At 43.5% G+C, this 26,315-nt stretch carries 26 protein-coding genes, 3 pseudogenes and 1 riboswitch; of the genes and pseudogenes, 13 read left to right on the plus strand and 16 right to left on the minus strand.

The window, feature by feature from the left end; translation table 11 throughout:
- Nucleotides 1-9: 9 nt before the first annotated feature.
- The gene (locus V7K27_RS14715) at nt 10-261 is read right to left on the minus strand and encodes a hypothetical protein (RefSeq protein ID WP_334948347.1); all 252 of its coding nucleotides are present in this window, start codon (nt 259-261) and stop codon (nt 10-12) included.
- 459 nt (nt 262-720) lie between these two features.
- Between V7K27_RS14715 and V7K27_RS14720 the strand changes: the two genes are divergently transcribed.
- From V7K27_RS14720 to V7K27_RS14730, 3 genes are all read left to right on the plus strand, one after another.
- Nucleotides 721-1,080: a Mo-dependent nitrogenase C-terminal domain-containing protein gene (locus tag V7K27_RS14720; RefSeq protein ID WP_334948349.1), complete on the plus strand. Its 360-nt coding sequence runs from the start codon at nt 721-723 to the stop codon at nt 1,078-1,080.
- Between the two features lie 23 nt (nt 1,081-1,103).
- On the plus strand, nt 1,104-1,376 hold the full coding sequence (locus V7K27_RS14725; protein WP_334948351.1) for a cupin domain-containing protein: 273 nt from the start codon (nt 1,104-1,106) through the stop codon (nt 1,374-1,376).
- Nucleotides 1,377-1,631: 255 nt separating this feature from the next.
- Nucleotides 1,632-2,378, plus strand: a complete 747-nt coding sequence (locus tag V7K27_RS14730; RefSeq protein ID WP_334948353.1) for a creatininase family protein — start codon at nt 1,632-1,634, stop codon at nt 2,376-2,378.
- A gap of 249 nt (nt 2,379-2,627) precedes the next feature.
- Here the strand turns inward: V7K27_RS14730 and V7K27_RS14735 are convergent, their stop codons facing one another.
- Nucleotides 2,628-3,041, minus strand: a complete 414-nt coding sequence (locus tag V7K27_RS14735; RefSeq protein WP_334948355.1) for a hypothetical protein — start codon at nt 3,039-3,041, stop codon at nt 2,628-2,630.
- Between the two features lie 444 nt (nt 3,042-3,485).
- On the opposite strand from V7K27_RS14735, the gene V7K27_RS14740 reads away from it, so the two are divergent.
- Nucleotides 3,486-4,052, plus strand: a complete 567-nt coding sequence (locus tag V7K27_RS14740) for a PadR family transcriptional regulator (protein ID WP_334948357.1) — start codon at nt 3,486-3,488, stop codon at nt 4,050-4,052.
- A gap of 425 nt (nt 4,053-4,477) precedes the next feature.
- On the opposite strand, the gene V7K27_RS14745 is transcribed toward V7K27_RS14740, so the two are convergent.
- On the minus strand, nt 4,478-6,415 hold the full coding sequence (locus tag V7K27_RS14745) for an acetate--CoA ligase family protein (protein ID WP_334948359.1): 1,938 nt from the start codon (nt 6,413-6,415) through the stop codon (nt 4,478-4,480).
- A gap of 321 nt (nt 6,416-6,736) precedes the next feature.
- Between V7K27_RS14745 and V7K27_RS14750 the strand changes: the two genes are divergently transcribed.
- From V7K27_RS14750 to V7K27_RS14780, 7 genes are all read left to right on the plus strand, one after another.
- Nucleotides 6,737-6,940 carry a hypothetical protein gene (locus tag V7K27_RS14750; RefSeq protein WP_100900450.1) on the plus strand — a complete coding sequence of 68 codons (204 nt, stop codon included), beginning with the start codon at nt 6,737-6,739 and terminating at the stop codon, nt 6,938-6,940.
- Between the two features lie 783 nt (nt 6,941-7,723).
- Nucleotides 7,724-8,578: a cyanophycinase gene (locus V7K27_RS14755; RefSeq protein WP_334948361.1), complete on the plus strand. Its 855-nt coding sequence runs from the start codon at nt 7,724-7,726 to the stop codon at nt 8,576-8,578.
- 638 nt (nt 8,579-9,216) lie between these two features.
- Nucleotides 9,217-9,432 (plus strand): bromodomain-containing protein, encoded by a 216-nt coding sequence (locus tag V7K27_RS14760; RefSeq protein WP_334948363.1) that lies wholly within the window; start codon nt 9,217-9,219, stop codon nt 9,430-9,432.
- A 60-nt stretch (nt 9,433-9,492) separates the two neighbouring features.
- Entirely contained in the window at nt 9,493-10,041 is a 549-nt protein-coding gene (locus V7K27_RS14765; RefSeq protein WP_334948365.1) for an alpha/beta hydrolase, read from the plus strand.
- 109 nt (nt 10,042-10,150) lie between these two features.
- Nucleotides 10,151-10,714, plus strand: a complete 564-nt coding sequence (locus V7K27_RS14770) for an HdeD family acid-resistance protein (protein ID WP_334948367.1) — start codon at nt 10,151-10,153, stop codon at nt 10,712-10,714.
- 16 nt (nt 10,715-10,730) lie between these two features.
- Nucleotides 10,731-10,937 carry a hypothetical protein gene (locus V7K27_RS14775; RefSeq protein WP_334948369.1) on the plus strand — a complete coding sequence of 69 codons (207 nt, stop codon included), beginning with the start codon at nt 10,731-10,733 and terminating at the stop codon, nt 10,935-10,937.
- A 13-nt stretch (nt 10,938-10,950) separates the two neighbouring features.
- Nucleotides 10,951-13,053 carry a glycoside hydrolase family 10 protein gene (locus V7K27_RS14780; RefSeq protein ID WP_334948371.1) on the plus strand — a complete coding sequence of 701 codons (2,103 nt, stop codon included), beginning with the start codon at nt 10,951-10,953 and terminating at the stop codon, nt 13,051-13,053.
- Nucleotides 13,054-13,162: 109 nt separating this feature from the next.
- Here V7K27_RS14780 and V7K27_RS14785 read toward each other — a convergent pair.
- From V7K27_RS14785 to cobG, 11 genes and pseudogenes are all read right to left on the minus strand, one after another.
- Nucleotides 13,163-13,243: pseudogene (locus V7K27_RS14785) on the minus strand (arsenical resistance protein ArsH); the annotation flags it as partial.
- 21 nt (nt 13,244-13,264) lie between these two features.
- Nucleotides 13,265-13,798, minus strand: coding sequence for a hypothetical protein (locus tag V7K27_RS14790; RefSeq protein WP_334948373.1), 534 nt, complete (start codon nt 13,796-13,798; stop codon nt 13,265-13,267).
- A gap of 18 nt (nt 13,799-13,816) precedes the next feature.
- Entirely contained in the window at nt 13,817-14,257 is a 441-nt protein-coding gene (locus tag V7K27_RS14795; protein ID WP_334948375.1) for a GTPase family protein, read from the minus strand.
- Nucleotides 14,258-14,463: 206 nt separating this feature from the next.
- Nucleotides 14,464-14,544: pseudogene (locus V7K27_RS14800) on the minus strand (glucosamine-6-phosphate deaminase); the annotation flags it as partial.
- A gap of 10 nt (nt 14,545-14,554) precedes the next feature.
- A pseudogene (gene arsC, locus V7K27_RS14805) lies at nt 14,555-14,992 on the minus strand (arsenate reductase, glutathione/glutaredoxin type).
- Between the two features lie 34 nt (nt 14,993-15,026).
- Nucleotides 15,027-16,091 carry an ACR3 family arsenite efflux transporter gene (gene arsB / locus V7K27_RS14810; RefSeq protein ID WP_334948377.1) on the minus strand — a complete coding sequence of 355 codons (1,065 nt, stop codon included), beginning with the start codon at nt 16,089-16,091 and terminating at the stop codon, nt 15,027-15,029.
- Nucleotides 16,092-16,159: 68 nt separating this feature from the next.
- Nucleotides 16,160-17,245: a PstS family phosphate ABC transporter substrate-binding protein gene (locus V7K27_RS14815; protein ID WP_334948379.1), complete on the minus strand. Its 1,086-nt coding sequence runs from the start codon at nt 17,243-17,245 to the stop codon at nt 16,160-16,162.
- A 247-nt stretch (nt 17,246-17,492) separates the two neighbouring features.
- On the minus strand, nt 17,493-17,819 hold the full coding sequence (locus tag V7K27_RS14820) for an ArsR/SmtB family transcription factor (RefSeq protein WP_334948381.1): 327 nt from the start codon (nt 17,817-17,819) through the stop codon (nt 17,493-17,495).
- Between the two features lie 417 nt (nt 17,820-18,236).
- Nucleotides 18,237-18,941, minus strand: a complete 705-nt coding sequence (locus tag V7K27_RS14825; RefSeq protein WP_334948383.1) for a precorrin-2 C(20)-methyltransferase — start codon at nt 18,939-18,941, stop codon at nt 18,237-18,239.
- A 2-nt stretch (nt 18,942-18,943) separates the two neighbouring features.
- Nucleotides 18,944-19,570: a precorrin-8X methylmutase gene (locus V7K27_RS14830; protein ID WP_334948385.1), complete on the minus strand. Its 627-nt coding sequence runs from the start codon at nt 19,568-19,570 to the stop codon at nt 18,944-18,946.
- Nucleotides 19,571-19,723: 153 nt separating this feature from the next.
- Nucleotides 19,724-21,196: a precorrin-3B synthase gene (cobG, locus tag V7K27_RS14835; RefSeq protein WP_334948387.1), complete on the minus strand. Its 1,473-nt coding sequence runs from the start codon at nt 21,194-21,196 to the stop codon at nt 19,724-19,726.
- Between the two features lie 50 nt (nt 21,197-21,246).
- Nucleotides 21,247-21,336, minus strand: a riboswitch (adenosylcobalamin-variant (AdoCbl-variant) riboswitch).
- Between the two features lie 206 nt (nt 21,337-21,542).
- On the opposite strand from cobG, the gene V7K27_RS14840 reads away from it, so the two are divergent.
- The gene (locus V7K27_RS14840) at nt 21,543-21,869 is read left to right on the plus strand and encodes a type II toxin-antitoxin system Phd/YefM family antitoxin (RefSeq protein ID WP_334948389.1); all 327 of its coding nucleotides are present in this window, start codon (nt 21,543-21,545) and stop codon (nt 21,867-21,869) included.
- 10 nt (nt 21,870-21,879) lie between these two features.
- On the opposite strand, the gene ptsP is transcribed toward V7K27_RS14840, so the two are convergent.
- Entirely contained in the window at nt 21,880-24,393 is a 2,514-nt protein-coding gene (gene ptsP, locus V7K27_RS14845) for a phosphoenolpyruvate--protein phosphotransferase (RefSeq protein ID WP_334948415.1), read from the minus strand.
- Nucleotides 24,394-25,129: 736 nt separating this feature from the next.
- Nucleotides 25,130-25,447, minus strand: coding sequence for a hypothetical protein (locus V7K27_RS14850; protein WP_334948391.1), 318 nt, complete (start codon nt 25,445-25,447; stop codon nt 25,130-25,132).
- Between the two features lie 236 nt (nt 25,448-25,683).
- On the opposite strand from V7K27_RS14850, the gene V7K27_RS14855 reads away from it, so the two are divergent.
- Nucleotides 25,684-26,286 (plus strand): hypothetical protein, encoded by a 603-nt coding sequence (locus tag V7K27_RS14855; protein ID WP_334948393.1) that lies wholly within the window; start codon nt 25,684-25,686, stop codon nt 26,284-26,286.
- The last annotated feature ends 29 nt before the right edge of the window (nt 26,287-26,315 follow it).

A 26,315-nucleotide genomic window follows, 5' to 3' on the forward strand; every position in this document is an offset into this window, starting at 1 on the left:
GTAAGCGTTTCATTGATTTGGAATGGATGGTTTACTTCCGCCGTACTGTACTAGGTGCAGAATTTCGCAAGTTCGTAGTTGCAAAAAAATTGCTTTGTTGGGGAGCCACTGCGTTGCGCGGGTTCCCCGCGTTATAGCAAGTGGCGTTGGAGGCAAAGCGTAACCCAACATCCTGATAATCAGTTGGGTTGCGCTCCGCTCCACCCAACCTACGTCTACGTCTAATGCACTATTAAAGCCATGAGGGTCCACTACGTGCATTTCACTAATCTTATCAGACAAATTTATGGATATTCAATACCCTAAAATGAAGAGATATTAGCAGCTAATCCTAGTGAAATGTATATGGGGTAACAACAAAACTGTTTTTGTCTGCCATAAACTACATCTGTAGATACTAGGCAGTTTCAGAACTAGGTACTTAAATATAATATATAAGATTACTATCTTCCAGATTAGAAATCCATAAGTTAAAGAAATGCCATTTTTATATTTTCTTTGTTATTTTGTATTTAACGGGACAGTTATTGATCATTTGGTGGGTTTAAATAACAATTAGTTAAACCGTTTCTCACCCCAAAGATCCATGTAAATTATTTGCATTCTGCTTACTTTGCTTCTGAGTTTACAAGCACAATGCAAATTGACCAGACATATTACATGCTAAGATTCCTAATCGGCAAATAGTTCATCTACACAAGGAAAACCTTGCCTACAACCATGCTTAAAACAAAAAATCAGCGTATTTTTCTGCCTGCTTTTATTAACCCTTTTGAAGAAAGGAATCAAACAGGTAGTAAAAAGCAATTTGCTCAACCTAAACTAGATTTATTGCAACCATTACGTCAACGGCTCGACAAAATTGAGATTCAGAATCGGAAATTAGCCAAATTTATTGCTAAACTGATTCCCGCCCAGTGTCCATTTGAGCGTGATATCATGGTTTTTGGTCGCAAAATCGGCCACATTCCGCCAATGTGCAAACTCAATCCGCTTTATAACGAACTCGTCTACTTGCGTTTTCGCGCTTTGTGTTATCTAGTAGATCAGTGTGGAGAGGATATTCAATCCTACTGCTAAAGATAACTAGAAAAATACACAATATGGAAATTAAAATTGAGCATCAACCCAGTGAAGAACATCTCAATGAATTGGGTGTCTATAAATGGGAAATTTGGCAAAAGGAAGTTTCAAAATTCCCTTGGACTTATGATTCTCAAGAAACTTGCTACTTTTTGGCAGGTGATGTAGTTGTTACTCCTGATGGTGGACAACCAGTGCAAATGGGTGAAGGCGATTTAGTAATTTTTCCCGCTGGTATGTCTTGTATATGGGAAATTACAAGGGACGTAAAGAAGCATTATTACTTTGATTAGTCAATAGACAAAAGTGGTGGCAGAAATAGATCCCCGATTTCGTAAAAGTTGTCGGGGATCTTGTGCGATCGCGGCCACTTCAAATCCAGAGAGTTCATAATCGTATTAGTGGGAGTTTAATCAATACGGTTCGGATAAGGTTTTTTGATGACACGCCGCTTATCGCGTCTCTTGCCTTAACCGAACCGTATTGGGAGTTTAATTACAGAAAAATGTTTCATCCCACCGCAATTTTATTGAGGAAAATCATCAAAAATGTTACTGCATTTAAGTACTTGGCAAGAAGTCGAAGCTTATTTACAGCAATCAAAGGGGATTATTTTCCCTATTGGTTCCACAGAACAACATGGGCCAACGGGGTTAATTGGTACTGATGCTATTTGTGCAGAAGCGATCGCATCTGGTGTAGGTGATGCAACTCAAGCGATCGTTGGCCCTACAATCAATGTGGGGATGGCACTACATCATACTTCCTTTCCTGGCACAATCAGTCTGCGTCCCAGCACTTTAATTCAAGTAGTACGAGATTATGTAACTTGTTTAGCCAAAGCTGGTTTTAGCAAGTTCTACTTTATTAACGGACACGGCGGTAACATCGCCACTCTCAAAGCTGCTTTCTCAGAAACTTATGCTCATTTAGAAGATTTGCAGATTCCCAATGCTCAACAGGTGCAATGTCAAGTGGCAAACTGGTTTATGTGTGGTTCTGTATATAAGCTAGCCAAAGAATTATATGGGGATCAAGAAGGTTCTCATGCAACCCCAAGTGAAGTTGCGCTAACGCAGTACGTTTATCCAGAGGCGATTAAGCAAGCACCCCTTTCACCAGAAGTTGCAAGCGGACACAGGATTTATAGTGCAGCTGACTTTCGAGTGCGTTATCCAGATGGACGCATGGGATCAAATCCGGCTTTAGCAACGCCAGAACACGGTAAGCAATTTTATGACTTGGCGGTGAAAGAACTTAGCAATGGGTATTTGGAATTTATCAACGCCGAATAAAAGTCATGGAAAGACATTGTAGAGATGCGAGTAAAATTGTGTCTCTGCATAAAATATCTTGAGAATATAGCGTTCCTTAATCATATGAGCTATATCTTAGCCCCCTCCTCGCTTGCGGGGAGGGGGTTGGGGGTGGGGTTCTTTTATTCAGGGTAATTTGGCGGACATGATATTATTCATGGCCACGTTCTCTGATACAAGAAGACTTGCCGTGAAAAGTCAGGTATTGAAAATCGCTCTAAGTTACCCTTAAACCTCAGACGTGAGAAACCTTGATATCTCCGCATGTGCCAACACAGCACCAGGTTCGCGCTGGAGAGCATTGTAATATTTTCTCTCGAAGGTATTGCCCGTTTCTAACGGTACAATCAGCGTGCGGACATCAGCAATCAACTTTTGAAAATCGTCCAGTGCTATCGGTTCATCTGCTTCGAGCATTTCATCAACTTGCACAACCACCTCAGAAATGCGATGTAGCCAAGCAAATTGTTCATGAGCGATAACCAGCTGAAGAAGTTCTCCGCTTGATACTCGTCCACTAACCTGTTCGTAGGCAATGCGTTCTGTTTCCAGCAACATCTTGTGAAGGTGGAGTAATTTGTTTCGTAAATCACGCAGATATTGATGTTGACGTATTCTTTGTGAAAGTATGTTAGAAGTCAATGTTACCCATCCTCTCGTTACAATAATCTTCGATACCTTAAATAAATTCTGCGTCGGTATTCATCACGATACACCGTAGCGAACAACTAGTTTGTTGAGTGATCCGCTAGCGATGAATAGCATAAGCAATGGTGGCATAGACGCTCGCTAGAAGGCTTGCCGCTCTTGTGATAACTTCCTCCTTCCCTTCTTTTCAAATAGCTTGCTTCCCCGTAGGGGTACAGGAGCGGCACTTTCTGACTGTCTTGTACAAATAGCACCATTAGCCATCTGCCCAACCTCAGTTGATGTATTTGGTTTCCTTGCTAAGAAGCATTATAATCAACATATCTTTTTATAACCGTTATATCTTATATTGGATTAATCATATATTAGCATAAACTTATAAGAAGTACATAGTGTAGAACCGATCGAGAAAATGTCAATTATGGGAAAACAGTCTTCATGTCGCTAGCGTATGTAATTCTAGGTCTTCTTCAGCAGCAAGAAATGACAGGCTACGACCTGAAAACGAGCTGCTTTGATCAATGCATTGCCCATTTGTGGCCAGCAGACCAGGCACAAATTTACAGAACTCTTGATAAGCTAGTTGAGCAAGGCTGGATTACCTGTACGATTGAGATTGGGCGCGATCGCCCCAACCGCAAAGTCTACAGTGTGACGGAGCCAGGGAAAGCCGAATTTGCCCGATGGCTTGGGACTCATCAGCCCTTACCGACTATCCGAGAACCAATGCTAGTCCAGTTGCATTTTGCCGATCAGTTGTCGAATGAAACCATAATTCACCTACTGGAGCAACAACTGGCGGCTCGAAACAAAAAGCTTGTTGAATGTGAAACCATCGATTTGCCATCACTCAGTGATGAGTCTGCCAACCGTGAGCAGGTGATGCAAAGGCTCGTGCTGGAGTTAGTGATCCGAAGAGAACAGACTTATATTGATTGGTTGAAGATAGCGATCAATATTATCAATCATCAAAAGCCATCTCTATCACATTACCAGACTCTTTGACACTCCCTAGCACTAATGCCCACTTGTAGCCACTCCCCGTCCCACCTCTTAAGAACGTAAAAACCTGAAACCTGCTTGGCTTTCAGGTTCTTACTGGTGGGCTTTCTGCTCTAATATAGGACTCATATTTGATTTCTGAAAAAACTGCGTACACTCAAAAAGTTTTCTTTCCTACTCCCCACTCCCTACTCCCCACTCCCAGCCTACGCAAATAATTTCACGAATCAAACCGGATTCCTATAGTTGTAATTGTTAGCTTATTGAGTGCTGTTGATTAGCCCTTGAATTCAGAAATATTGGGTTGAGCGTTTATTTACTCATAGCGTTTACTAATCATACAAGGTACATCATACTCCCCTCTCGAAGAGCGGGGAGGGGTTGGGGGTGGGGTTCTTCTACCTCACTCAAGCGAGAACCGCTATAGCTTACAAAATCGCTCCAGTTTCTTTCAAATAAACCCGTGTAAATGGTTCATCTTCACCCAAAGTATAATCTTCAATCAACCCTTTGCGACGCACAGAAATACCGTTGCCTTTTCTAATCACCACAGTAGAACCATCGGAAACATCCCGCACTAGGATCATCTCAGTTTCGGTGGGATTATCCAAAACTACGATATTACTACTCTGGTAAAACATACCCTCTTCATTGAGGATGTCTTCCGCATACTCAGCAATCAGCAAATCAAGTTTGGGATGACGCAGCAAAGTTTGGACATTGCTGTTGTAATTTTTGCTCAATACTTTTTTCGAGCGATTCACAAAAACTGCATCACGACAAATAGCGCCTATTGTCCAATTGGGATGTTGCAAAAGGATATGGTCAATCGTTGCTTGCAGTTCTTCAACTGAAATTTTATTAAAGGTAATAATTGGTATCCTCGCATCTGTACCCGACTCAAAAAAGGTTTCTAAGATATGAGAAGGCACATCAACGCTTTCACCAACAGAAGGTTTAAGATGCATTAAAACGCCTGGTGCAGCATTGATTTCCAAAATGGCCAAGTTACTGGACTTCCAAGATTCTGAGAGACTTTTGGCCATGACATCAATCCCCAGGCAAGTTAGCTGGAAATGTTGGGCAATATCTTGCGCCAAGATAATATTGTCATCATGAACTGTCTGGGTTGCATCGATGCTTATACCTCCGGCTGAAAGATTGGCGACTTTACGCAGGTAAACAGTGCGTCCCTTCTCAATCACGCTGTCTAATGATAAGCGCTGTTCCTCTAGGTAGAGTTCCATCGCTTCATCTATCTGAATTTTACTCATCGGCGAGGTTGGCGTGTCTAAACGTGCAGGTTTGCGGTTCTCTTGGCGGATTAACTCTGCAAGTGTTAAATACCCATCACCAACAACCGATGCTGGACGGCGTTCTGTGGCAGCAACAAATCTACCATTCACACACAACAAGCGAAAATCTGATCCTGAGATACTTTTCTCAACAATTATCCGGGTTAGCTGATCTTCGGGAATCGCTGCCAGTGCCCTATTATAAGCAGATTCCAGTTCTTTTGAGTCCTGAACGTCAGCCGTGACGCCAATTCCTTTGTGACCCACCACCGGCTTAACTGCCACTGGGTAGCCAATTTGTCTGGCTGCTACTACAGCTTCCTTCTCGGAAAAGACGATATCACCTTCAGGTACTGGGAAACCCAAAGTCTTTAAAAATGCCTTGCAGTCATCTTTACGGGTCGTAAACTCCGAATCTAGATGACTATCACAGTTAAATGTTGTTGCTACCCCCCGGACGTGTTTTTTTCCCAAGCCGTATTGCATCAATCCTTCTTCCCGCAAATAAAAGGCGGGAATACCTTTTTCGTAGGCTGTTCGCAATAGGGCGTAAACCGTGGGACCACCATAGACCGATGCGCGGAATCTATTTTGCAGCTTCACTAGCTGCTCATCAAAGCTAAAGTCTTCGTCTTGGGTAATGGCTTCAAACCAATCCCAAACAAAATAAACTATCTCCCTAGTTGTGCGTTCATGTAGCGATTGCACACTAATCCGCGCGCAATTTGGATATGGCTTGACACTCCAATGGTTAAGGTGCAAATCCATGTCCAGCTTTCCGACTTCGGACACAACTTGGGCAAATAGATGGGCATAAGATTCGTAGCTTTGGCTGGCCAGGTGTCGATAGTGATGTCTCTCGACAAGCCGCTCTGCGTCTGTGCCAATCCTGGCAATATAATCTTCAATGGGCAAAGGCTCTCTAGACTCAACTAAAGCAAAGTCAAATACTAGCGCCCCTGTATCTAAATAGGGGTTGGGACCAATATAATGCTTGAAGTTGAAAATATCAAACACGTCCGTTCTTCGAGCATTAATGCGGACTAAATCACTGCTTTTTTGTAGAACCATTGATTCCGAACCTTTGGCTAAACACCCTGAAATTGAGATGCTGAGTTATGGTTACTCAGACTTATTGATTGTAGATTGATTCAGATTAATTTTAGAGAGTGATGGCAAAGTCATTACTCTAATTCAGAACCCACACTAACTCTATTAGTAAGCATTTTCAACTATCTCAAGGCATAATTAAACCCCCTTTCTTCAGTCAAGAATAAAGAACAGTCAATTCATCCTCATGACTAGTTAAAGATATAACCTTTGAAAGGTGCAACAGCAACCCAATAATCTGTATAAATAATAAATGTGGGGTATTAAAAAGACAGCAAAGTTATGAATAGCACACAAGCTGCTCTAAGAGATGAAATTCGAGAACTTGCTGAGGAAGCTTTTCACCAAAAGCTGATCTCTGGGCATGGTGATGGCCCAGACATAAATGAGTATCAAATTGTCTACCAAGGCAAACCCAGGCATCTGCCACTAGAACAAGCACGTTTTTTCTTAACTAACTTGCTTTACAGAAGTCGCATTCATTAGGACTTGCCATCAGATTATCTAATTGCACTCACTCGCGATCGCACCATAAATTTCCAATCAATTAGCAAGATAGTCAATAATGCCTTTAGAAAATCTCTCTAGAGGCAGTTGACGCTGTGGATTTTATTAAATAGTTATTTTGGATGTAACTTTTCGGAGAAATCTTTTGGTTTGATTGCCATATCTAACGACTAGCCCTCCGGGTGATGCCTCCGGCACGCCAAGGGCGAACGGGAGTTCGCAATCGACACCAAGCGCCTTCTCTACGAGAGGCTTTGCCAACGCGCAGCGTCTCGTAGAGAAGACTGCGACACCCTCACCGCTTTGCGTCTAGGCAAATTTTAACATATCCCGGAAGTCCCCACCCTCAACTCTTAGTAGGGTGGGGATTGTGAGCGGGGGGTGAGGATTGCATCTGGTATTGATTTTTTGCTGATGCAAAAAATCAATACCAGATGTATGACCAATCCCCAGCATTTTTTGGTAAGGTAGCTTATGTCTTGACCATCAATGCCATAAGCGAAAACCATTAGCTTTCAGGTATATGTTGCAAGAAAAAGATTTGGGTCTTGGGAACCAGGACTCCTGACAAGAGGAGGGAATGTAAGACCAATAGAACTACGCAGTTCTGGAGGCTATTCCCGATGAATTGGGAGAGCTATGTCCGTCTTACGGCAGGGTAGTTCACTACTACCTTCTATCAGGTAATCTACCAAAGGGATGTTTGGATAGTTTTAATTGTCATGGTTTAGTGAAATTTATTAACTTAAATTAGGAGGCATCATGGTACAGAGTAATCCCAAACGACAACTGGTAATTATTGGGGGAGCCGAAGACAAGGATGGAGATTGCCAAATTTTGCGGGACTTTGTACGACGGGCTGGGGGAACGAAGGCGCACATTGTAATTATAACGGCGGCGACAGAATTACCAAGAGAAGTGGGAGAGAATTATATTAGAGTTTTTGAGCGGCTGGGAGCGGAGAATGTTCGCATTATTGATACAGAAACCCGCGAAGATGCATCTTCATCTACCGCATTGCAAGCAATTAATAAAGCAACTGGGATATTTTTTACTGGGGGAAACCAGGCTCGCATTACCAGCATCCTCAAGGACACCGAAATTGATGTGGCGATTCACAAACGCTTCTCTGAAGGTATAGTTATTGGAGGCACAAGCGCTGGAGCTGCCGTGATGCCAGACGTAATGATTGTGGAAGGCGACTCAGAAACACATCCTCGGATTGAAACTGTCGAAATGGGTCCCGGTCTAGGCTTCTTACCAGGGGTGGTAATTGACCAGCATTTTTCCCAGCGCGGACGCTTGGGACGCTTAATTTCAGCTTTGATACTACAGCCTGCGGTTTTAGGATTCGGTATTGACGAGAATACCGCTATGGTAGTTACAGATAACCAAATTGAAGTTATTGGTGCAGGTGCAGTTACGATTGTTGATGAATCAGAGGCTACATATAACAATATGGGCGAAATTTTAAAGGATGAATCTTTGGCAATTTGCGGAGCAAAGCTTCATATTTTGCCACATGGCTTCAAATTTGACTTGAAAACCCGCCAACCTATCCTCAATAATTCCTCTGTGGCAAATGTCTCTGTACCTGTTGCTTTAATCAACACCTAACTTTTAGCAGGTGCTGTTTAAATTGAATATAGGGGTTCTCGGCCCAAGAACCCCACCCCACAATCATATTGAAAAAATATTAGTGCAAATTAAAGGCGCAACAGCTTAATCACTAAAGCGGCGGGGCGGCTATCCCTCTACAGACACCTGGAGATGGAGTTTCCCGCCGCTTTCAATGAAAGTTTATCGAACAGAATTCAGGAGTCAGGAGTCAGAATTCAGTTGGGTATTCTGAACGAAAAAGCGGATGAATAATCGGAGTTTTTGCACCCCCACAAAACAAGAAAATTTGGTGGTCAACAAGAAAGTCGCGGGTCTGAATCCCCGACTGAAAGATTGGTGAATTCTGGATTCTGGATTCTGAATTCTTCTTCAAAATACATTGCAGCAGCGATGCCTACGGCTGGCTACGCCTACGCAGATGATGACAATAGTTATTATATGCGAGCCACTCATAACCTGTTCTCAGCGTGCTAATCTATCAATTCCTGCCCATTAGAGTATTCTTACTCTCAGAAGATGTGAATTTGTACCCTCTGAATGAGCCTCTTCAACCTATAGCAGGAGTATCATTTTCTATGAAACGCCTACGATGAAGAACTAGGAAATCAAATTGCAGTATATCTGCTTTTCAAATTATGGACTGGAAGTACAGGTGGAAAAATGGCTATCGACCAAGCCGAGATGAAGCGGCAAAAAACCCTCATTTGTTAGATGAAAGTCAGTTCGAGAACGAGCAAGATCGAAAGCTAGCTGAAGAATCTGCAAGAAAACATTTGGGACTACCTGCGCCAACTTTAGACGAAGATAAATCAATACTACCTCATGCTGTTTCGCCTAATGAAAGCGCTTAATACTAAGACATAGGCGTTTTTTGCCTATGTACACTCCATACCATTATCAACTTAGACAAAATGCAGATTTATCAACTTTTCAATCGATTCAACAATAGGAACTTCACTAAGTTACTCACTCAAACACTAGCTTTAGGCGTAGGCGCTATTGTTCTATTCTCAAGTAATGCTAATGCTGCCGAGCAAGTTGTTTTAAAGTATGGTACTTTTCAGGGGCAAATATCTGTTGAAGAATTAAGTCAGTTTACAGAAATGGGCAAGACTACCCCGACGTTAACGGCTTATTTGCAGGCGGCTCAACAAGACCCCGCATTAGCTCGTAAGGCACTGAAAGCCCCAATCAAAGCCGATCCTGCCTTTTTAAATAGCTTACTGTCTAGTTGGGCTGGGCCAATTTTAGTTAACCAAATTGGTGAAGTAGTTCACCCTCCCGCAGGACAACTAGATCAACAGGCGTTGCGAAGCGCTTTAAGTGCATCTATTAAACAAAAGGGTGAAGTTACACTGCTTGGAGCCATTCAGAATTATCCAAATAGTTCTGTTGAACTTGAAGGCGATCGTCTCATTGCTGTTTATGAACGCCTAAGCAATCTTGCAGAACTCTTATGATCGGGATTAAGTTAATACTGATGAGTCTATCTTAGGGTTCATACCCTGTTACTCATAAATTCCCTAACCTAAATGTAGAGTTGAGTTTAAGAATAGGGAAAAGATTTTTATGACAAGCAACATTTCTAGAGAGCCTAACAAGGATATTAATGGGTCACTGATAACTGGTGTTCTCCTGAGTATCTTGGGGATTATTGCGATCGCAGTGCCTAATTTCAGCACCATATTCGCCGAAACTTGGATTGCAGCGATTTTGATTTTCGCCGGATTTACAAAACTAGTTTATGCCACTCAAACCCGCGATCGAGGCGGTTTTATTTGGAAGCTTCTCTTGAGCGGACTCTATATTGCAACCGGTATAATGCTGTTTGTTTACCCTTATACGGGTGTTTTGACATTGACTCTATTGCTTGGCACTTTTTTGCTGACTGAAGGCACATTTGAGTTAATTCTGGCATTCCAGTTACGTCCGCAAGATAACTGGACGTGGATACTAGGTGATGGTATTATTACGCTGGTCTTAGGTGCAATGATTTGGTTCCAGTGGCCTTTCAATGCGCCCTGGCTGATTGGGACACTACTTGGTATCAGTATTATTTTCACCGGCATTTCACGCGTCATGTTGTCATTGAACGTGCGTTCTACCTCGAATCCTTCTGACCAAACTGCTTAGTAGATGGGAGTGGGGAGTGGGGAGTGGGGAATGGGGGGATGAGGGAGATGAGGGAGATGGGGGAGACAAGGAGAATAACCAATGCCCCATGCCCCATGCCCAATGCCCAAACTTCAAGAGTGAAAGTTTACCAGACATTGCAGCAGCGATGCCTACGGCTGGCTACGCCTACGCTGTGAATATTGCTAAATTAACTAAGGAAATCAAAATCAAGATCAGCTAGCTGCTTTTCATCAATGGTATCTATTACTCCTCCCTTCTCGGATCTTAAAAACCATTGGGCACGCTTATTTATTACAGCCTTAGCCCAACGTGGTATTGTCAGTGGATTGCCGAATGAAACTTATCGCCCCGATAACTCACTCACCCGCGCTGAGTTTGCCGCCATAATTGCTAAGGCGTTTCCCACAGTTCCCAAGAAGCGGCAGTATGTCCCCTTTGTTGATGTACCAACTAATTATTGGGCAGCAGCGGCCATTCAAGCAGCTTACGAAAAAGCATTTATTAGTGGGTTTCCTGATAATACCTTCCGTTCCGCTAACCGAATTACTAGAGTAGAAGTTTTCGTTTCCTTGGTAGCAGGCTTAGAAATTGCTACCAAAGTGAAACCTGACCTCCTCTCAGCACTCCCACAAATTTATCAAGATTCTATTCAGATTCCTGGGTATGGTAGAAATCACATAGCTATTGCTACTAGGGCTGGATTGGTGGTTAGTTTCCCAAATCTGAAATTACTCAATCCCAATCTCGCAGCCACCCGCGCAGATGTGGCAGTGATTATTTATCAAGCTTTGGTGTATTTAGGTCAGGCAGAAAAAATTGCTTCTAGTTACCTAGTGCAGCCGCCAATACCAACACCAACACCAACACCAACACCCATACCAACACCAATACCAACACCCACGCCCATACCAACACCAACACCCACGCCCACGCCCACACCTATCGGTAGTGTTAGGGTAAATCATAGCCGGGAGTTTCGGGGGGTATGGGTAGTATCTGTGTGGAATGGTGATTGGCCTTCCAAACCGGGACTTTCTGTTGCCCAACAAAAAGCTGAACTCAGCGAGATTATTACTAAATTACAAGCGCTCAACTTCAATGCCCTGATCTTTCAGGTGCGACCGGAGGGAGACGCTTTATATGAATCCAAATTAGAGCCTTGGAGTGCTTGGATTACAGGAACTCAGGGTGAAGCACCAGAACCATTTTATGATCCTTTAGCGTTTGCGATCGCAGAATGTCACAAGCGCAATATTGAACTTCATGCTTGGTTTAACCCCTACCGCGCTAGCACTTCCACCGACTCAACCAAAACTGTCCGTCCCCACATAGCAGTTACCAATCCAGAAAGCGTTTATTTGTGGAAAACTCAACGCTGGATGGACCCAGGACTGAAAATAGTTCAGGACAGAGCTTACAACGTAATTATCGACGTAGTGAAGCGCTACGATGTTGATGGCATTCACTTAGATGATTATTTCTATCCATATCCCATCGAGGGACAGTCTTTCCCCGATGATAAAACTTATGCTGCATATAAGGCAGTTGGTGGTACACTCAGCCTTGGCGACTGGCGACGGGACAATGTTAACAAAATGGTACAGCGCCTCTGGCAGGGGATTAAAACAACCAAACCTGACGTTAAATTTGGTATTAGTCCCTTTGGGATTTATCGCCCCGGACAACCTGCTGGTATTACTGGCTTGGATGCTTACAATGTGCTATATGCTGACTCGAAGAAATGGTTAGAACAAGGCTGGATTGATTATATTGCTCCTCAACTTTACTGGCGCACAGATCAAACCCAACAAAGTTATTCGGCGTTGCTAAAGTGGTGGACAGAGGTAAATACAAAGCAAAGACACGTTTACGCTGGTAACAATCTGACAGAACCAAGCAACAAGAGTCGGGAGAGTGATGAGATTGAAAAGCAGGTGAAAATTAGTCGTAGCCAAGCTGGACAGTTATCACTGGGGAATATCTTCTTTAATCTCAGTGTTTTGAGGGAAAATAGTCAAGGCATTGCTGATAAATTCCAAAGTCTGCTTTATAACAAACCTGCATTACCGCCAACTTTGTCTTGGCAGGATACAACACCACTCCCTCCCCCCATTGGACTACAAGTTAATAACCGCAAACTAAGTTGGCAGCCCGGAGATAATCAGCCAGTTCGTTCTTGGACACTTTATCGGCTGAGTGGCGATACTTGGACGATTGGGCGAATTTTGTCTGCTGGCACAACCTTCGCTACTGTCCAACTAGCGGGAACCTATGCCGTATGTGCGGTGGATAGATTGGCGAATGAGAGTATGGGAACAGTTATTACAGTGAGTTGAACAAAAGTGCTGCCCATGAGTGCGATCGCCTTTGGCGTTGGCAACGCGATCGCTCTTGATTAGCTTTTTAAATGAGTATTTTTTTAACTTATGAGAAATCTGTGCTTTGTTCTATGATGCGATCGCGGTAGGGCGAATCCTTGATAGTGTCGTCTTCGTTAAACTCCTGATATGCTTTAGCCACTGAGGATGGTTTAAAACCATTCTCAGTTTATGAGAATGGCCACCAAGGAAAAACAAGTTTAGCAAACTCGTTAAGAAGTTTAATAACAATATTGTTATCTACAAAATTACCAAGGGTTTTTCCAATATCTTTACCTGAGTTTCCTGCTAGAGATTTTCCGATATCTTCTCCTAATCGCTCAAAAATACCACTTTTGGCTTTCTCCTTAGCTTTCTCTGAACGATTTTCATTTAGTACAGTATTCGTAAATTCACCGAATTCTTTAAAAAAACCACTTTTGGCTTCCTCCTTAGCTTTCTCTGAACGATTTTCATTTAGTACAGAATTTACAAACGTTAACTTTTTCTCTTTAGGGATTGCATAGGTAATTGTTTCCACAAGTGTTACCATGTTATATTTTTTACCACAGGAGACTGGGATAACGTTTTTGGTATCAAGACCAAACTTTTTAGCAACATCCTTTATCTTGGCATCAATATTTTTTTGCTGTTCACACCCAGGAATACAGTTGTTTGAATTCCATTCATCCATCGGTTCAACCTTATCAACCTGGTTCAGCACAATGATAAAAGGCTTACCTTATACCAAGTGAGGCTTGACGACATTGTGATAAAACTCTTCATCAGTACTAAAAGCTCTGTCATCTGCTTTTAGAACCCACAAAACTACGTCTAATTCTGGTAACTGTTCAGAATATAAAGTCTTATATTCCATATCTCGCTCTTGATTCTCACCTACACCAGGGAAATCAACTAGTTTGATATTTCCTGAACCCACACCTACTGGATATTCCTCAGGTTTTCGTGTAGTACTCGTAACGTGATCGATAGGTGCAACGTCTTTTCCAAAAAGAGCGTTGCAGAGGCTTGATTTACCTACACCTGTCTTACCAAGAATGCCTATTTTGGGCTGATAATTAAACGTTTTTAAAATAAAATTTTTTATTTTTGTTGCTACTCCTGGCTGTAGTTTGTAAAGGTGATCGAATTGGTCTAATATATTTTCTGGCATATTCATCATGAAGAACATCATCTTAGAGAAGGACTAGCTGTATTATTCCCAAAAAATCTATTTCATTATCACAAACCATATATTTAGATATAGATGTCGTTATTTGAGATTTTGACGACATCGGGACAAAACCGCTTACCGTAAAGTATTCAGCGCCAGATTAACCCGCAAGTGCGTAGGCGTAGCCCGGCGTAGGCATCGCTCTTCAGTGGGAAATAAGGATCTTGAAAATTTGCTACTCCTGGATCGTTAAAAGCCAAATCTCCATTTTCGCCAACACCGAGACAGCATAAGTCATCGCAATCTTTATTGAACAGGTATAATTTCTTTATTGACAGACTCGATCAATTGAGTGATCCGTTCTTTGATTTCATCGCGGACTCTCGAAAAAATTTCTGGTTGTTCTGCTGGATCATCTAATTGCCAGTCTTCAAATACTTCCTGTGTCACCCACTCCGGCGGCAAATTCACGCCACAGCCACACAAAGAAATTACTACATCAAAGTCTTGCGCTTTAAAATCACTCAAGGGTTTGGAGTGTTGGTCGGTAATGTCGATACCAATTTCTTTCATGGTAGCGATACTCTTTCAGAGTCACTTCGTGAACGCTTCTGGTCTAACTTGACTTGCTTCTAACCCAGAGCTAATCACTTCAATCTTTCCCTTACCAAGAGTTTTAGCAAAACCTTCCGCCATTTGGGAACGCGCAGAATTTTTTTTGCAGACAAACATCACACGTTTCATAGTTCAACTCCTCCAAATAATCTGAGTAAATTTATCAGGTTCTCGATTCAGATGGCAAAAAATAACGTTTTTCCAACCAGAAAGCAACATTAACAAGACCAATCAATACAGGCACTTCCACCAGAGGTCCGACAACGGCAGCAAAAGCAACACCCGAATTAATGCCAAACACTGCGATCGCCACTGCGATCGCAAGTTCAAAATTATTTCCTGCCGATGTAAACGCTACACTTGCGGCTCTAGAATAGTCTGTTTTAACGCGCCAAGCCATGTAAAAGCTGACCACAAACATGATCACGAAGTAGATGATCATCGGAATTGCAATCTTCACCACATCTAAGGGAATTTGAACAATCAAATTTCCTTTCAAGCTGAACATAACTACGATTGTAAATAACAAAGCAATCAGCGTGATCGGGCTGATTTTAGGCACAAATTTCTCGTGATACCACTGCTTACTTTTGACTTTTACTAAGAAGTAACGAGTGAAAAATCCAGCTAAAAAGGGAATACCAAGATAGATAAACACACTTTTGGCAATCTCGGCAATGCTGACATTAACAACACTGCCTTGCAACCCAAATAGTGGCGGCAGTACAGTGATGAAAAACCAGGCATAAGGACTATAAAAGATGACCTGAAAGATACTGTTGAAAGCAACCAATCCAGCCGTGTACTCTGTATTGCCTCGTGCCAAGTCACTCCACACAACTACCATTGCAATACATCGGGCTAATCCAATCAGAATCAATCCCGTCATGTATTCTGGATAACCGTGTAAGAAGATAGTCGCTAGAGCAAACATCAAAATTGGCCCAATGATCCAATTCTGAATTAGTGACACACCCAGAATTTTTCCGTTGCGAAATACATCCCCTAATTCTTCATATCGCACCTTGGCTAAGGGCGGATACATCATCAGAATTAACCCGATGGCGATCGGTATATTGGTTGCTCCCACCTGGAACTGATTGATAAACGCTTCTACTCCCGGAAAGAAATAGCCCAGACTAACACCGATAGCCATTGCTAAAAAAATCCACAAGGTCAGGAAGCGGTCAATAAAGGAGAGGCGTTTTGAAGCATTTTTGTTCATCATGGGGTTCATATTGCTACATTCAAAGTTTCATAATGAACAAGTTAGTTGGTTTGGATGATTGTCCAAACCTAAAACTGTCCTTCCTTTCGTAATAATTCCCCAATTGTCAGTTTCATCTCTGCTTTTCCTTCAAATACTGTTCCCACTTTGCCTTGATATAAGTGAACGTAATTGAGGCGTTTGCTATCATTTGGTAAAGGTATATAGCCCACAGAACTTGCTATTGTTGGTGCTTTATCAATGTAAAATTCGACAAATTTGTTTACTAATACTTTGTTTTGGTTATCCCGCAAATTAACGTAGATAAACAAAGGTCGAGCAAGGGGCTGATACTGAACTTTCTCTACAGTTTGACGTGATGGCAGTACTGCACCTTTGCCGTTGTCAATTGCCAGCGCTTTTAATTTATTTTGGGATTTTTCGTAATAGGCATAGCCAAAGTAACCCAAAGCATTTGGATCTTTGCTGATGCCATCTACCAATACTTCATCATCTTCACTCGCTGTGTAGTCATTACGGCTGGCTCTAGTTTTACCTACAGTTGCTTCTGTAAAGTAGTCGAAAGTACCAGACTGTTTCCCAGCACCATACAAATTAAGTGGGCGATCTGGCCAAGATGCACGTACTTGGTTCCAGCGAGTGATTTTCCCTTGGGCTTCGGGTTCCCAAATCTTTTTCAATTCTGCTATTGTGATGTCTTTTGCCCAATCGTTTTGGGGATTAACAGCGACGGTAAGCGCATCAAAAGCAATGGGAAACTCCATATACGCCACACCATTTTTCTTGCAAGTTTCCATCTCTGCCTTCAAAATCGGTCGGGAAGCGTCGTTAATATCGGTTTTTCCAGCACAGAATTTTTCAAACCCGCCAGTAGTACCAGAAATATTAACTGCAACCTGCACCTGATTCTTTGAGTCAGCTTGATAGTTTTTAGCGATCGCCTGCGTAATAGGATATACCGTGCTAGAACCATCAATTTCAATTATTGTTGTTGCAGCCTTACCAGAATCTCTTCCCTTAGTCCCATTCTGTGACTGCTGAGTTTGAGCAGATGGGTTGGATGCTACTGTGCAACTGGTCATCAAAGCCAACATCCCCAGTACGTAGGCGTAGCCCAACCCAGGCATCGCTAATTCCTTTGCTGTTGTCTTCATAGACACCATCCCTGTAAATTATATCAAGAGTATATCTAAGTAAGTAGGTGTTAAAAAATTAACCTATGTAACAAAATGTAAAATCAGCAAACAGCTTATAAATCGCTGACCACACAGTTTTTATAAAACTAAACATACATGGGTTTTGTTGTGCCGACCTGCTGAAATCATATCAAAAAAAATTGATTTGTAAATCTCTATAGAGGTAGAAGTAAACAAAACATTACAAAAAAAAATTGATGGATTTTTAAGTCTCGCAGGGAGGACGAATCGGTAATATTGGGCTAAAGCGGCGGAATTCTGCTAGATACTGCTCTAGGGCAACAAACTGCGGCAGATTGAGACTGTAGTAAATCCAGCGCCCTTCTTGACGAGCGCGAACTAAACCAGCTTGTTTCAGGGTTTTCAGGTGAAAAGACAGTTTAGACTGAGTGGTTCCCAGGTGGTCGCACAGGTCACACACGCATAGTTCTTGAGAGCGCAGCAGTTCTAATACCTGAATCCGTAGGGGGTCAGACAGGGCATGAAAGCCAGCAGCGATCGTTTCAGGAGTGAAGGTGCTATTAGGAGCCATCAAATTTTATTGAAGTATTTCTTTATGCTAAACAATACCTTTACCAAAAAGAAAGGTAGGTCTAACTTTCATTGAAATAGCTCACACCATTGGGAGCGTCTCACTTTCGTAGAAAGCCTAAACCTCACCCCAGCCCTCTCCGTGAGTTCGGAGAGGGAGCAGGAATCTTCTGGTGTAGTGTATTTGCTTTCACTGAGATGCTCCCCATACCATTTCTTTGTGAAGCTGCGCCAAACCCTTTTAACTTCTTTCTTTCTTTCTTTCTTTGTGACGGCAGTCGCTACAACGGGGGGAACCCCCGCAACGCGCTGCCTCTCCTTTGCGTTCTTTGCGGTTCGTTTTTCTTTCTTGTACTTAAATATGGTTTAGTGCATCTTCATACAGAATTGGTATCAAGACAAACGCTTGCTTGACTGTTCACAGTCGATTCTTAGTTGGAATCACAATCATCGAGAAATAGGGTACTTCGGCTGGATCAACTTCATCTAGGGGTACGATGCGTTGCTGTGACGTTGATGCCCGCTCAATATATCTTGCCCGTGATGCTAGCCCTAATTTATGCAGGATATCGCGCACTTTGGTAAAGTGACGACCTAGTTTCATAATTGCGGCTGCGTCGGTGATCAGCAAATGTGTAGTCAGTTCTTCTGCTGGCAATGGGGCGGGTAGGACTGTGAGGATATCAGTATAGTAGGTGAAAGGTACACCCAAGGCTACCGGACAAGCCATCAGCGAGGAAACTCCGGGGACAACTTCTGTTTCGTACTTGTCAGATAACCGTGTGAACAGGTACATGAATGAGCCATAGAAAAATGGATCACCCTCGCACAGCACTACGACATCTCGACCCGCCGCTAAATGGTCGGCGATTGGTTGAATTTCTTTATCATAAATAGACTTTGCCTTTTCTGGCTCCAAAGCGCGGGGTAGGTGAAATAGCACCTCAATTTGATTGCCAGGAAGATACTGTGCGACGATCGCTCTCGCAATACTTGCTTTATCTGTGGCTGATTGATATGCTACCACCGGAGCCGCACGCAATAGCCGCAGCGCCTTCAGAGTCAATAGTTCGGGATCGCCTGGGCCGACACCAATTCCATAGAGACGACCTTTGGTTTTCATATTCATTCTTCCTCCGTTGCCAGGGCGTTAACTGCTGCTGCCGCGATCGCACTTCCACCGCGCCGACCGTATAATGTCAAAAATGGTACATCTCTGCTGTCTGCTGCCAGTGCTGCTTTCGATTCGGCTGCACCGACAAACCCCACTGGAAAGCCTAAGATTATAGCAGGTTTGTCAGCTACTTCATCGAGCATTTCTAAGAGCCGGAATAGTGCTGTGGGCGCATTACCAATTGCGATCACTGCTCCTTCAAGGTGCGATCGCCATAATTCTAAAGCTGCTGCCGACCTTGTAGTATTTAGACGCTGGGCAATTTCTGGCACTTCTGGATAGTTTAACGTACAGATAACTTGATTGTTTGCAGACAACCGCCGTCTGGTAACGCCTTCGGCAACCATCCGGCAATCACATAGAATTGGCGCTCCTGCTGCTAGTGCGGCTCTGGCGGATTGTACTGCTGTTGATGAATATCCCAAGTCAGTGACAATATCCGTCATCCCACAGGCATGAATGAGACGTACCGCAACTTTTGCTACATCTGGTGGTAGCGCATCTAGGTTTGCTTCTGACCGGATGATTGCAAAGGAATTACGGTAAATTTCGTTGGCGTCTCGGATGTAGTCGGGCATTCAATTTGGGATTTTGGATTTTGGATTGATTTGTTAATATAGATACTCATTTCTGAGTAGAAGAATAGCTAATTTAATTAACCGCAGAGGCGCAGAGAACACAGAGGAACAGAAACAGAGGAATTAGGTAATCTTGCACCGTGAAGGGAGTAATTAATTATCTGTATTTATTAACTTCTGTAATTGGGCGATCGCATATCGATTAGCAAATTCCCCAAAGGACTCATTAGAATTTATCCGTTGAATTTTATATACATATAGCATCCGCTCTATTAATGCAGGTAGTTCGGCAAAAGTCACATATTGATATATTTCACGTCCGAATTTCTGCTTGCTGTCACCAACATAAACGTGATAGCCCTCAACAGTTCCATTGTCAGCCTCAATGCTGACACCGAGCAGAGTAATATCACTCTTGCTATGCTGGGCGCAGGATTTTTCGCAGCCGCTAAAGTGGATATTCACTGGGCAATCCAAAGTAAGGCGAGTTTCAAGATACTCTGCCAATGTCAACGCATGATCTTTGGTATCCGTTACAGAAGCAGCACAACCTTTTTTCCCAGAACAGGCAACTAATGCACTCTTGATATTGCTTGCAGAGGTATCTAATCCTAAGAAAGCAATTTCTCTTTGAACATCAACAACCCATTGCTGAGGAATATCTGTAAGGAGTAAATTTTGCCAAGGAGTTAACCTAAGAGTATCGCTACCATATTTTGCTGCTAAATCTGCCAAACCCCGCATCTGTTTACTTTCCAATCGTCCAAGGGGCAAGACTACACCAAGGTAAAATAAGCCTTGCTGACGTTGGGGATGGATGCCAATATGCTGATACTTCTGCTCCCCCTTCCCTTGCAGGGAAGGGGGTTGGGGGGTTAGGTCTTTTCTTGTTTCACTGTATAAAACAGAAAAAGGTAGACGCTGCTGAACTTCTTGGAGATAATTTTCACAACCCAAAGTATTTAATAACTCTAAGAGACGTAGCCGACTCTGACTCGTAGTATTACTATGAACTAGATAGACATCCGCCAAAGCTGCCAAGACGGGCAAACATTCATCTGGTGGTAACAAAATTCCCATATCGCTAGGCGGTTGACCCTTTGCGCCTACACTGAGATGGAGGCGGAAATAAACATTACCGTTAACTAAGACAGCAGCAAAGGCGATATCATTCAAGCGATCGCACACCCGAATTATCCCACCACCATCAAAGCAAACGCTAAATTTTGCCGACAGTCCCGAAAGCGCCGGATGTGCAGCAATATAATCATCCCAACTTTGGACGAAAGGGCGAGTGTCGATTAATTCCTGGGGGTCGATACCAGCTGTTGGACTCGTCATAATATTGCGGATGTGGTCTACAACAGGATTGCCAGAACCCAATCCCATATCTTGTAGGTGCTTCAAAACCTCAGCATTTATCCCCGTGCGAATTTCGCGGACTTGTAGGTTAGCTCGATTAGTCACATCCACATAGCCGCCACCGTGCTGTTCTGCTATATCTGCGATCGCACGGCACTGCTGACTACTAATAATCCCACCTGGTATTCTAATGCGAGATAATATCCCATCTGCGGCGGGTGTAGCATAAAACAGGCCAGGACAAGTGGCAAATCCAGAAACCAAACTTAGAACTCCTTCCCCGTGCAACGCGGAGAGTAGACGGTGAGTGTGTCCTGAGAGTTGGCATTCTGACTTGGGTGATCCCATCACAGCTGCGGCACAGTCCCGGAATTTCACCGGAGTTTCCCAACTCGAAGTTTTAGTAATTTAGCACGAGAAGGCAGTCAGAAAATTTAATGCTTTATATTTTGAATCAACTCGTGTATGGGAACCGCTCTCGGATTTATTCGCCGTCTCCATTCCTCGATTAGCTGACACAAAGATTCCCGATGATACGGATTTGCTTTTCTCGTTGACGCGTAGACCAAAAGAAAATAGTATCGAATTAGGTTCTTAATTAGATGCTATTATGGTTAACCTTGAAAATATCCACTCGTTAACGGACTTCCGGCGCAATGCCAGCAACTATGTTGAGCAAATCAAAGAAACGAAAGCTCCACTGATCTTAACGGTGAATGGCGAAGCAGCAGTGGTGGTTCAAGATGCTCGTGTTTTCCAGCAGATGCTGAATCGATTGCAGCAGCTTGAAGAGGAGCTAAACCAACTGAAGCTAGAAAGCTTGCAACAGGAAATTCAAAAGGGTATTGACCAAGCTGACAGGGGCGAACTGTTAAATGGGGAAGAAGTGATGGCACGGCTCCAGGCTCGCTACCAAGCTGCTTTGCCTGACGCTTGATAATGAGCTATTAGGCAGGGGGAGTAACTGAAGTTGAGATTAACTCCCTGACATGAACTGCGGAATCTTGTTGTAATGCTGATGCCACGATCGCTTCACTTTCAACTCTACTTAACCGAGCGATCGCCTGTTTGATTGCAGGTATACTTTGGGGATTCAGGCTCAATTCATCCAGTCCTAAACCTAATAAAATTGGTGTTGCTAAAATATCTGCTGCCAATTCTCCACATAATCCCACCGAAATCCCCGCCGCATGGCCAGCTTGAACAGTTTGCTGCACCATTCGCAACACTGCTGGATGTAGCGCATCAACTAAATTTGCCACGCGGGGATTAGTGCGATCGCTAGCCATAACGTACTGACTCAGGTCATTAGTGCCGATACTAAAGAAGTCTACTTCCGCCGCTAACCGATCAGCGATCGCTACTGCTGACGGTACCTCCACCATAATTCCGACTTTGATCGCGGCATCAAATGCGATACCAGCTTGATTTAGTTCCGCCTGCACTTGGCCCAAAATTACTTTAGCTGCACGTACCTCGCTGACAGTGGCAATCATCGGCAACATGATCTTAATTTGGTGTCCTATACTAGCTCTCAAAATTGCCCGCAACTGAGTTTTGAAGAGTTCTGGATGATCTAAACAGAAACGAATTCCCCGCCAGCCTAAGAAAGGGTTAGCTTCTCTTAACCCTACTCTCAGGTAGGGAAGTGGCTTATCACCACCGACATCCAAGGTACGAATAATCAACGGACGATGATCTAAAACTTGGGCGATCGCCTGATACACTGCTAGTTGTTCTTCTTCAGTGGGGGTGCTTGTCCGATCTAGATAAAGAAACTCAGTGCGGAGTAGTCCCACGCCTTCTGCACCGTTAGCCACAGCAACTTGGGCATCATTTATACTACCAATATTGGCGAAGACGCTAACTTGCTGACCATCACGAGTAATTGCTGGCTGGTGGGCTGTAGCTCGTGCTTGCTGTTGGGTAGTTTGCCAAGCTGACTGCTTTGCTGTCAGCAAATCCAGGATATGTGATTCTGGTTCTATCCAAGCTTTGCCACTTTCACCATCAAGTGCCATAAGTGTACCATTTGCCAACTGCAACACCTGAGCATCCACTCCCAAAACTGCGGGAATACCCAATGTCCGGGCGATAATTGCGCTGTGGGAAGTGGCACTACCAGAAGTAGTACAAATACCCAAGACCTTTGTCGGATCTAGTCGAGCCGTATCAGAGGGGGTTAAATCAGTCGCCACTAAAATTGCAGCTTCTTGAAGATGCAGATTAGCGGGGGCATTCCCAGCTAGTAATCGCAGCACTCTTTGGCCGACATCTACAACATCGTCAACTCGCTCTTGCAGGTAAGAATCTTCAAGTCTGTGGTAGGAAGTAATTACTTCATCTACAACAGCTTGCCAAGCTGCTTCAGCATTTAGATGGTGTTCTAAGATGCGCTCTTTAGCCCCTTCCAGCAGTACTGGATCTTCTAAAAATAGTAGTTGGGCATCGAAGATCGCGGCTTCAGCGTCACCAATTTGAACAGATACTTGTGAGAAAACTGCTTGGATTTCTTGTCGGGCAACGTGAATTGCTGCTTGTACTCGTTGCCACTCTGCCTCCACATCATCTACATGATATTGCGGAATAGAAATGTGAGTAGGCTGATAATTAACAACGGGTGCGATCGCTATTCCACCAGAAGCTGCTATTCCCAAAAGTTCGCCGGGAGTTGCTGAGGTAACTGCATGGTGAAATGCTAGTGGATAATTCAAGGCAGCATTATCTTCACCAAAATTATTTGCGAATAATGCCTGTAATGACGCCAGCGCCTCATCTGCATCAGAACCGGTAGCAGTAATTACCAGTTCGTGTCCTTGACGCACTCCTAAAGTTGTAACTTGGTTAATACTGTCACCCCGGACTAGCTCAGTATTTCTCGTTAAATTCTGCACCCGAATTTGGGATTTAAATTGGGCTGCGGTGGCCACAAACTGCGCTGCGGGACGGGCGTGTAATCCTAAACGATTGCTCACAATCAGCCGGATTTCTCGCGTTGGTGATTCTGATTCTACATGGGTTGTTGGGGTGACAATTGACAACGCCCGACTAACTACACCCAATTGAGTTGCTTTTGCTAGGAGTGCGCCGCGTGCTTCCGCTATGACTTGGTGAATGTTTCTACCAGCCGCCGCCGCCACTACAGCAGCGATCGCCCCTTCTACTAGAGGTGCTTCACACAAATGCACCTTTTGCTGCTGTGCTTCTGGCAGAAACTCTATTGCCATTTCTGCACTCAGCAAAGCACTACCCAAATCCATTAATACCAAAACACCATCATCAGAAAAAACAGAAGCGATCGCTTCATAAACCTGAATGGGATTTGTCCCCAATGGATTTTCCGAATCTTCAATACCTGCTGCAACAGCGATGGAAACTTGGCCTTGAACCATTTGCGCGGCGAGTTCCCGCACACCCAGAGCTAGTTGTTTACTGTGAGAAACGATGACAATTCCAACCACTGCCACACTGTCAACCTTGTTGAGAGGTTTGCGTTTAGCCAGCTATCCTTTTCATTTTCCCATTCCGCTACAATTGCAACTGCCCGAATATATTTTGATTTTGGTCTTTCCAGCTAGAAATGGGAACAAAATAGCCTTATTTTAAGGGAATACGTGGTGTTGTCCATTCATAAACTTTATCGTTAGCAGTCCGGGAAGAAATGTTTTGGATAAGTTTGTTCCCATCGTACAACTTAATTGAGACATTGCCATCAAAATTGTCTCGCTACAATATTAAATAAAGTTAATCCTTTTTGAGAAGTACTTTACAAGTCAAAATTAATACAACGTAAACGTTTTATTGATTTGGAATGGGTGGTTTACTTCCGCCGTGCTGTACTAGTATAAGATTAGTGAAATGCACGTAGTGGACTCTCTAGACTAAAATAGTGCATTAGACGTAGACATAGACGTAGGTTGGGTGGAGCGGAGCGCAACCCAACATATATAGCAGTCTGCTTTGATTTGTGTTCGTGCAGTGTGGCCTAGCCATAATTATTTGCGTAGACAGGGAGTGGAGAAGAAGCCTTTTTGGGGCGTACTGATTTTTTTCATAAATTAAATACGAGTCCTATATCAGGATGTTGGGTTACGCAAAGCCTCCACCCAACCTACTACCGAGATTTTTTCAGAAATCAAATATGATTCCTATATGCAGCTTATTCTCAAACCTTTTGCGTAAATGCTAGTTTTAATATCAGCCAAGTTTTAAAGTCCAAGTTTTGAGCCTCAGAAGGTCAACGTCGAGCCTCAGAAGGTCAAAGTCGAGCCTCAAAAGGTCAAAGTCGAGCCTCAAAAGGTCAACGTCGAGCCTCAGAAGGTCAAAGTTGAGCCTCAGAAGGTCAAAGTCGAGCCTCAGAAGGTCAAAGTCGAGCCTCAGAAGGTCAAAGTCGAGCCTCAGAAGGTCAAAGTTGAGCCTCAGAAGGTCAAAGTTGAGCCTCAGAAGGTCAAAGTCGAGCCTCAGAAGGTCAAAGTCGAGCCTCAGAAGGTCAAAATTTTGGGTTTTAAAGTCCAACTTGAGGACTATAAAGCTGTTATCGGGACTTAAACAAAATAGAAGTTAAAAATAGAGTATAATGCTTTACCAGCATAGCTTTCACGTCGAAGTAACACCCCATGAAAGAGACAACCCCCGCAGGCATGCCCTTTAACCTTCGCTACTTTCTACCGTCATTCTACAAGCGAGCGATCGCAAAGACAAGCCTGTAAAATGTTTAGTTAATCTTCATACTTTCTAATAATTATAAATCTATGCCTTATAGTAAATTCACTCTTCAAAAAGCTGTAGAGGATTTCCAACTCACAATCGTTGAAGGGGGTCGTTTCCTGCCAGAAATTCCCTCACTCACCCCTACCTCTTTGCTAGTGGATATTCTTAAAGAAACAATTCCCTGGGCGATCGCAGTGAGTAGTGAGAAAGCCCGTTCTGAGGGCATCATCAATCCTGTCTTACTGGAAGTGAAACGCCAACTCAAAGGACAGATTAGCGTTTTCTCTGGCGAGGAATTCAATGTAGAACCGGAGGCTGAACTCACTGGCTATGTTGAGTTTCTCATTAGTCGTTCCCCAGAACAACTATTTATCAAAGCTCCTGCGGTGATTCTAGTGGAAGCAAAAAAGGAAGACCTGAAACCAGCGCTAGGTCAATGCCTCGCCGAAATGGTTGCAGCTCAACGCTTTAACCAACAAAAGCAACAGCCGATTTCGACGATTTACGGAACAGTGAGTAGTGGCACGGTTTGGCGGTTTCTGAAGCTGGAAGAGCAATGCGCGTCCATTGACCTTACAGATTACCCCCTCCCTCCAGTTGAGCAAATTTTGGGTTTTCTCGCTTGGATGGCGCAGCAGGGCTGAGTATCATGTCTGTCCTGGCTCGAAAGGGG

Source organism: Nostoc sp. (genome assembly GCF_036919575.1).
Taxonomy (GTDB): domain Bacteria; phylum Cyanobacteriota; class Cyanobacteriia; order Cyanobacteriales; family Nostocaceae; genus Nostoc.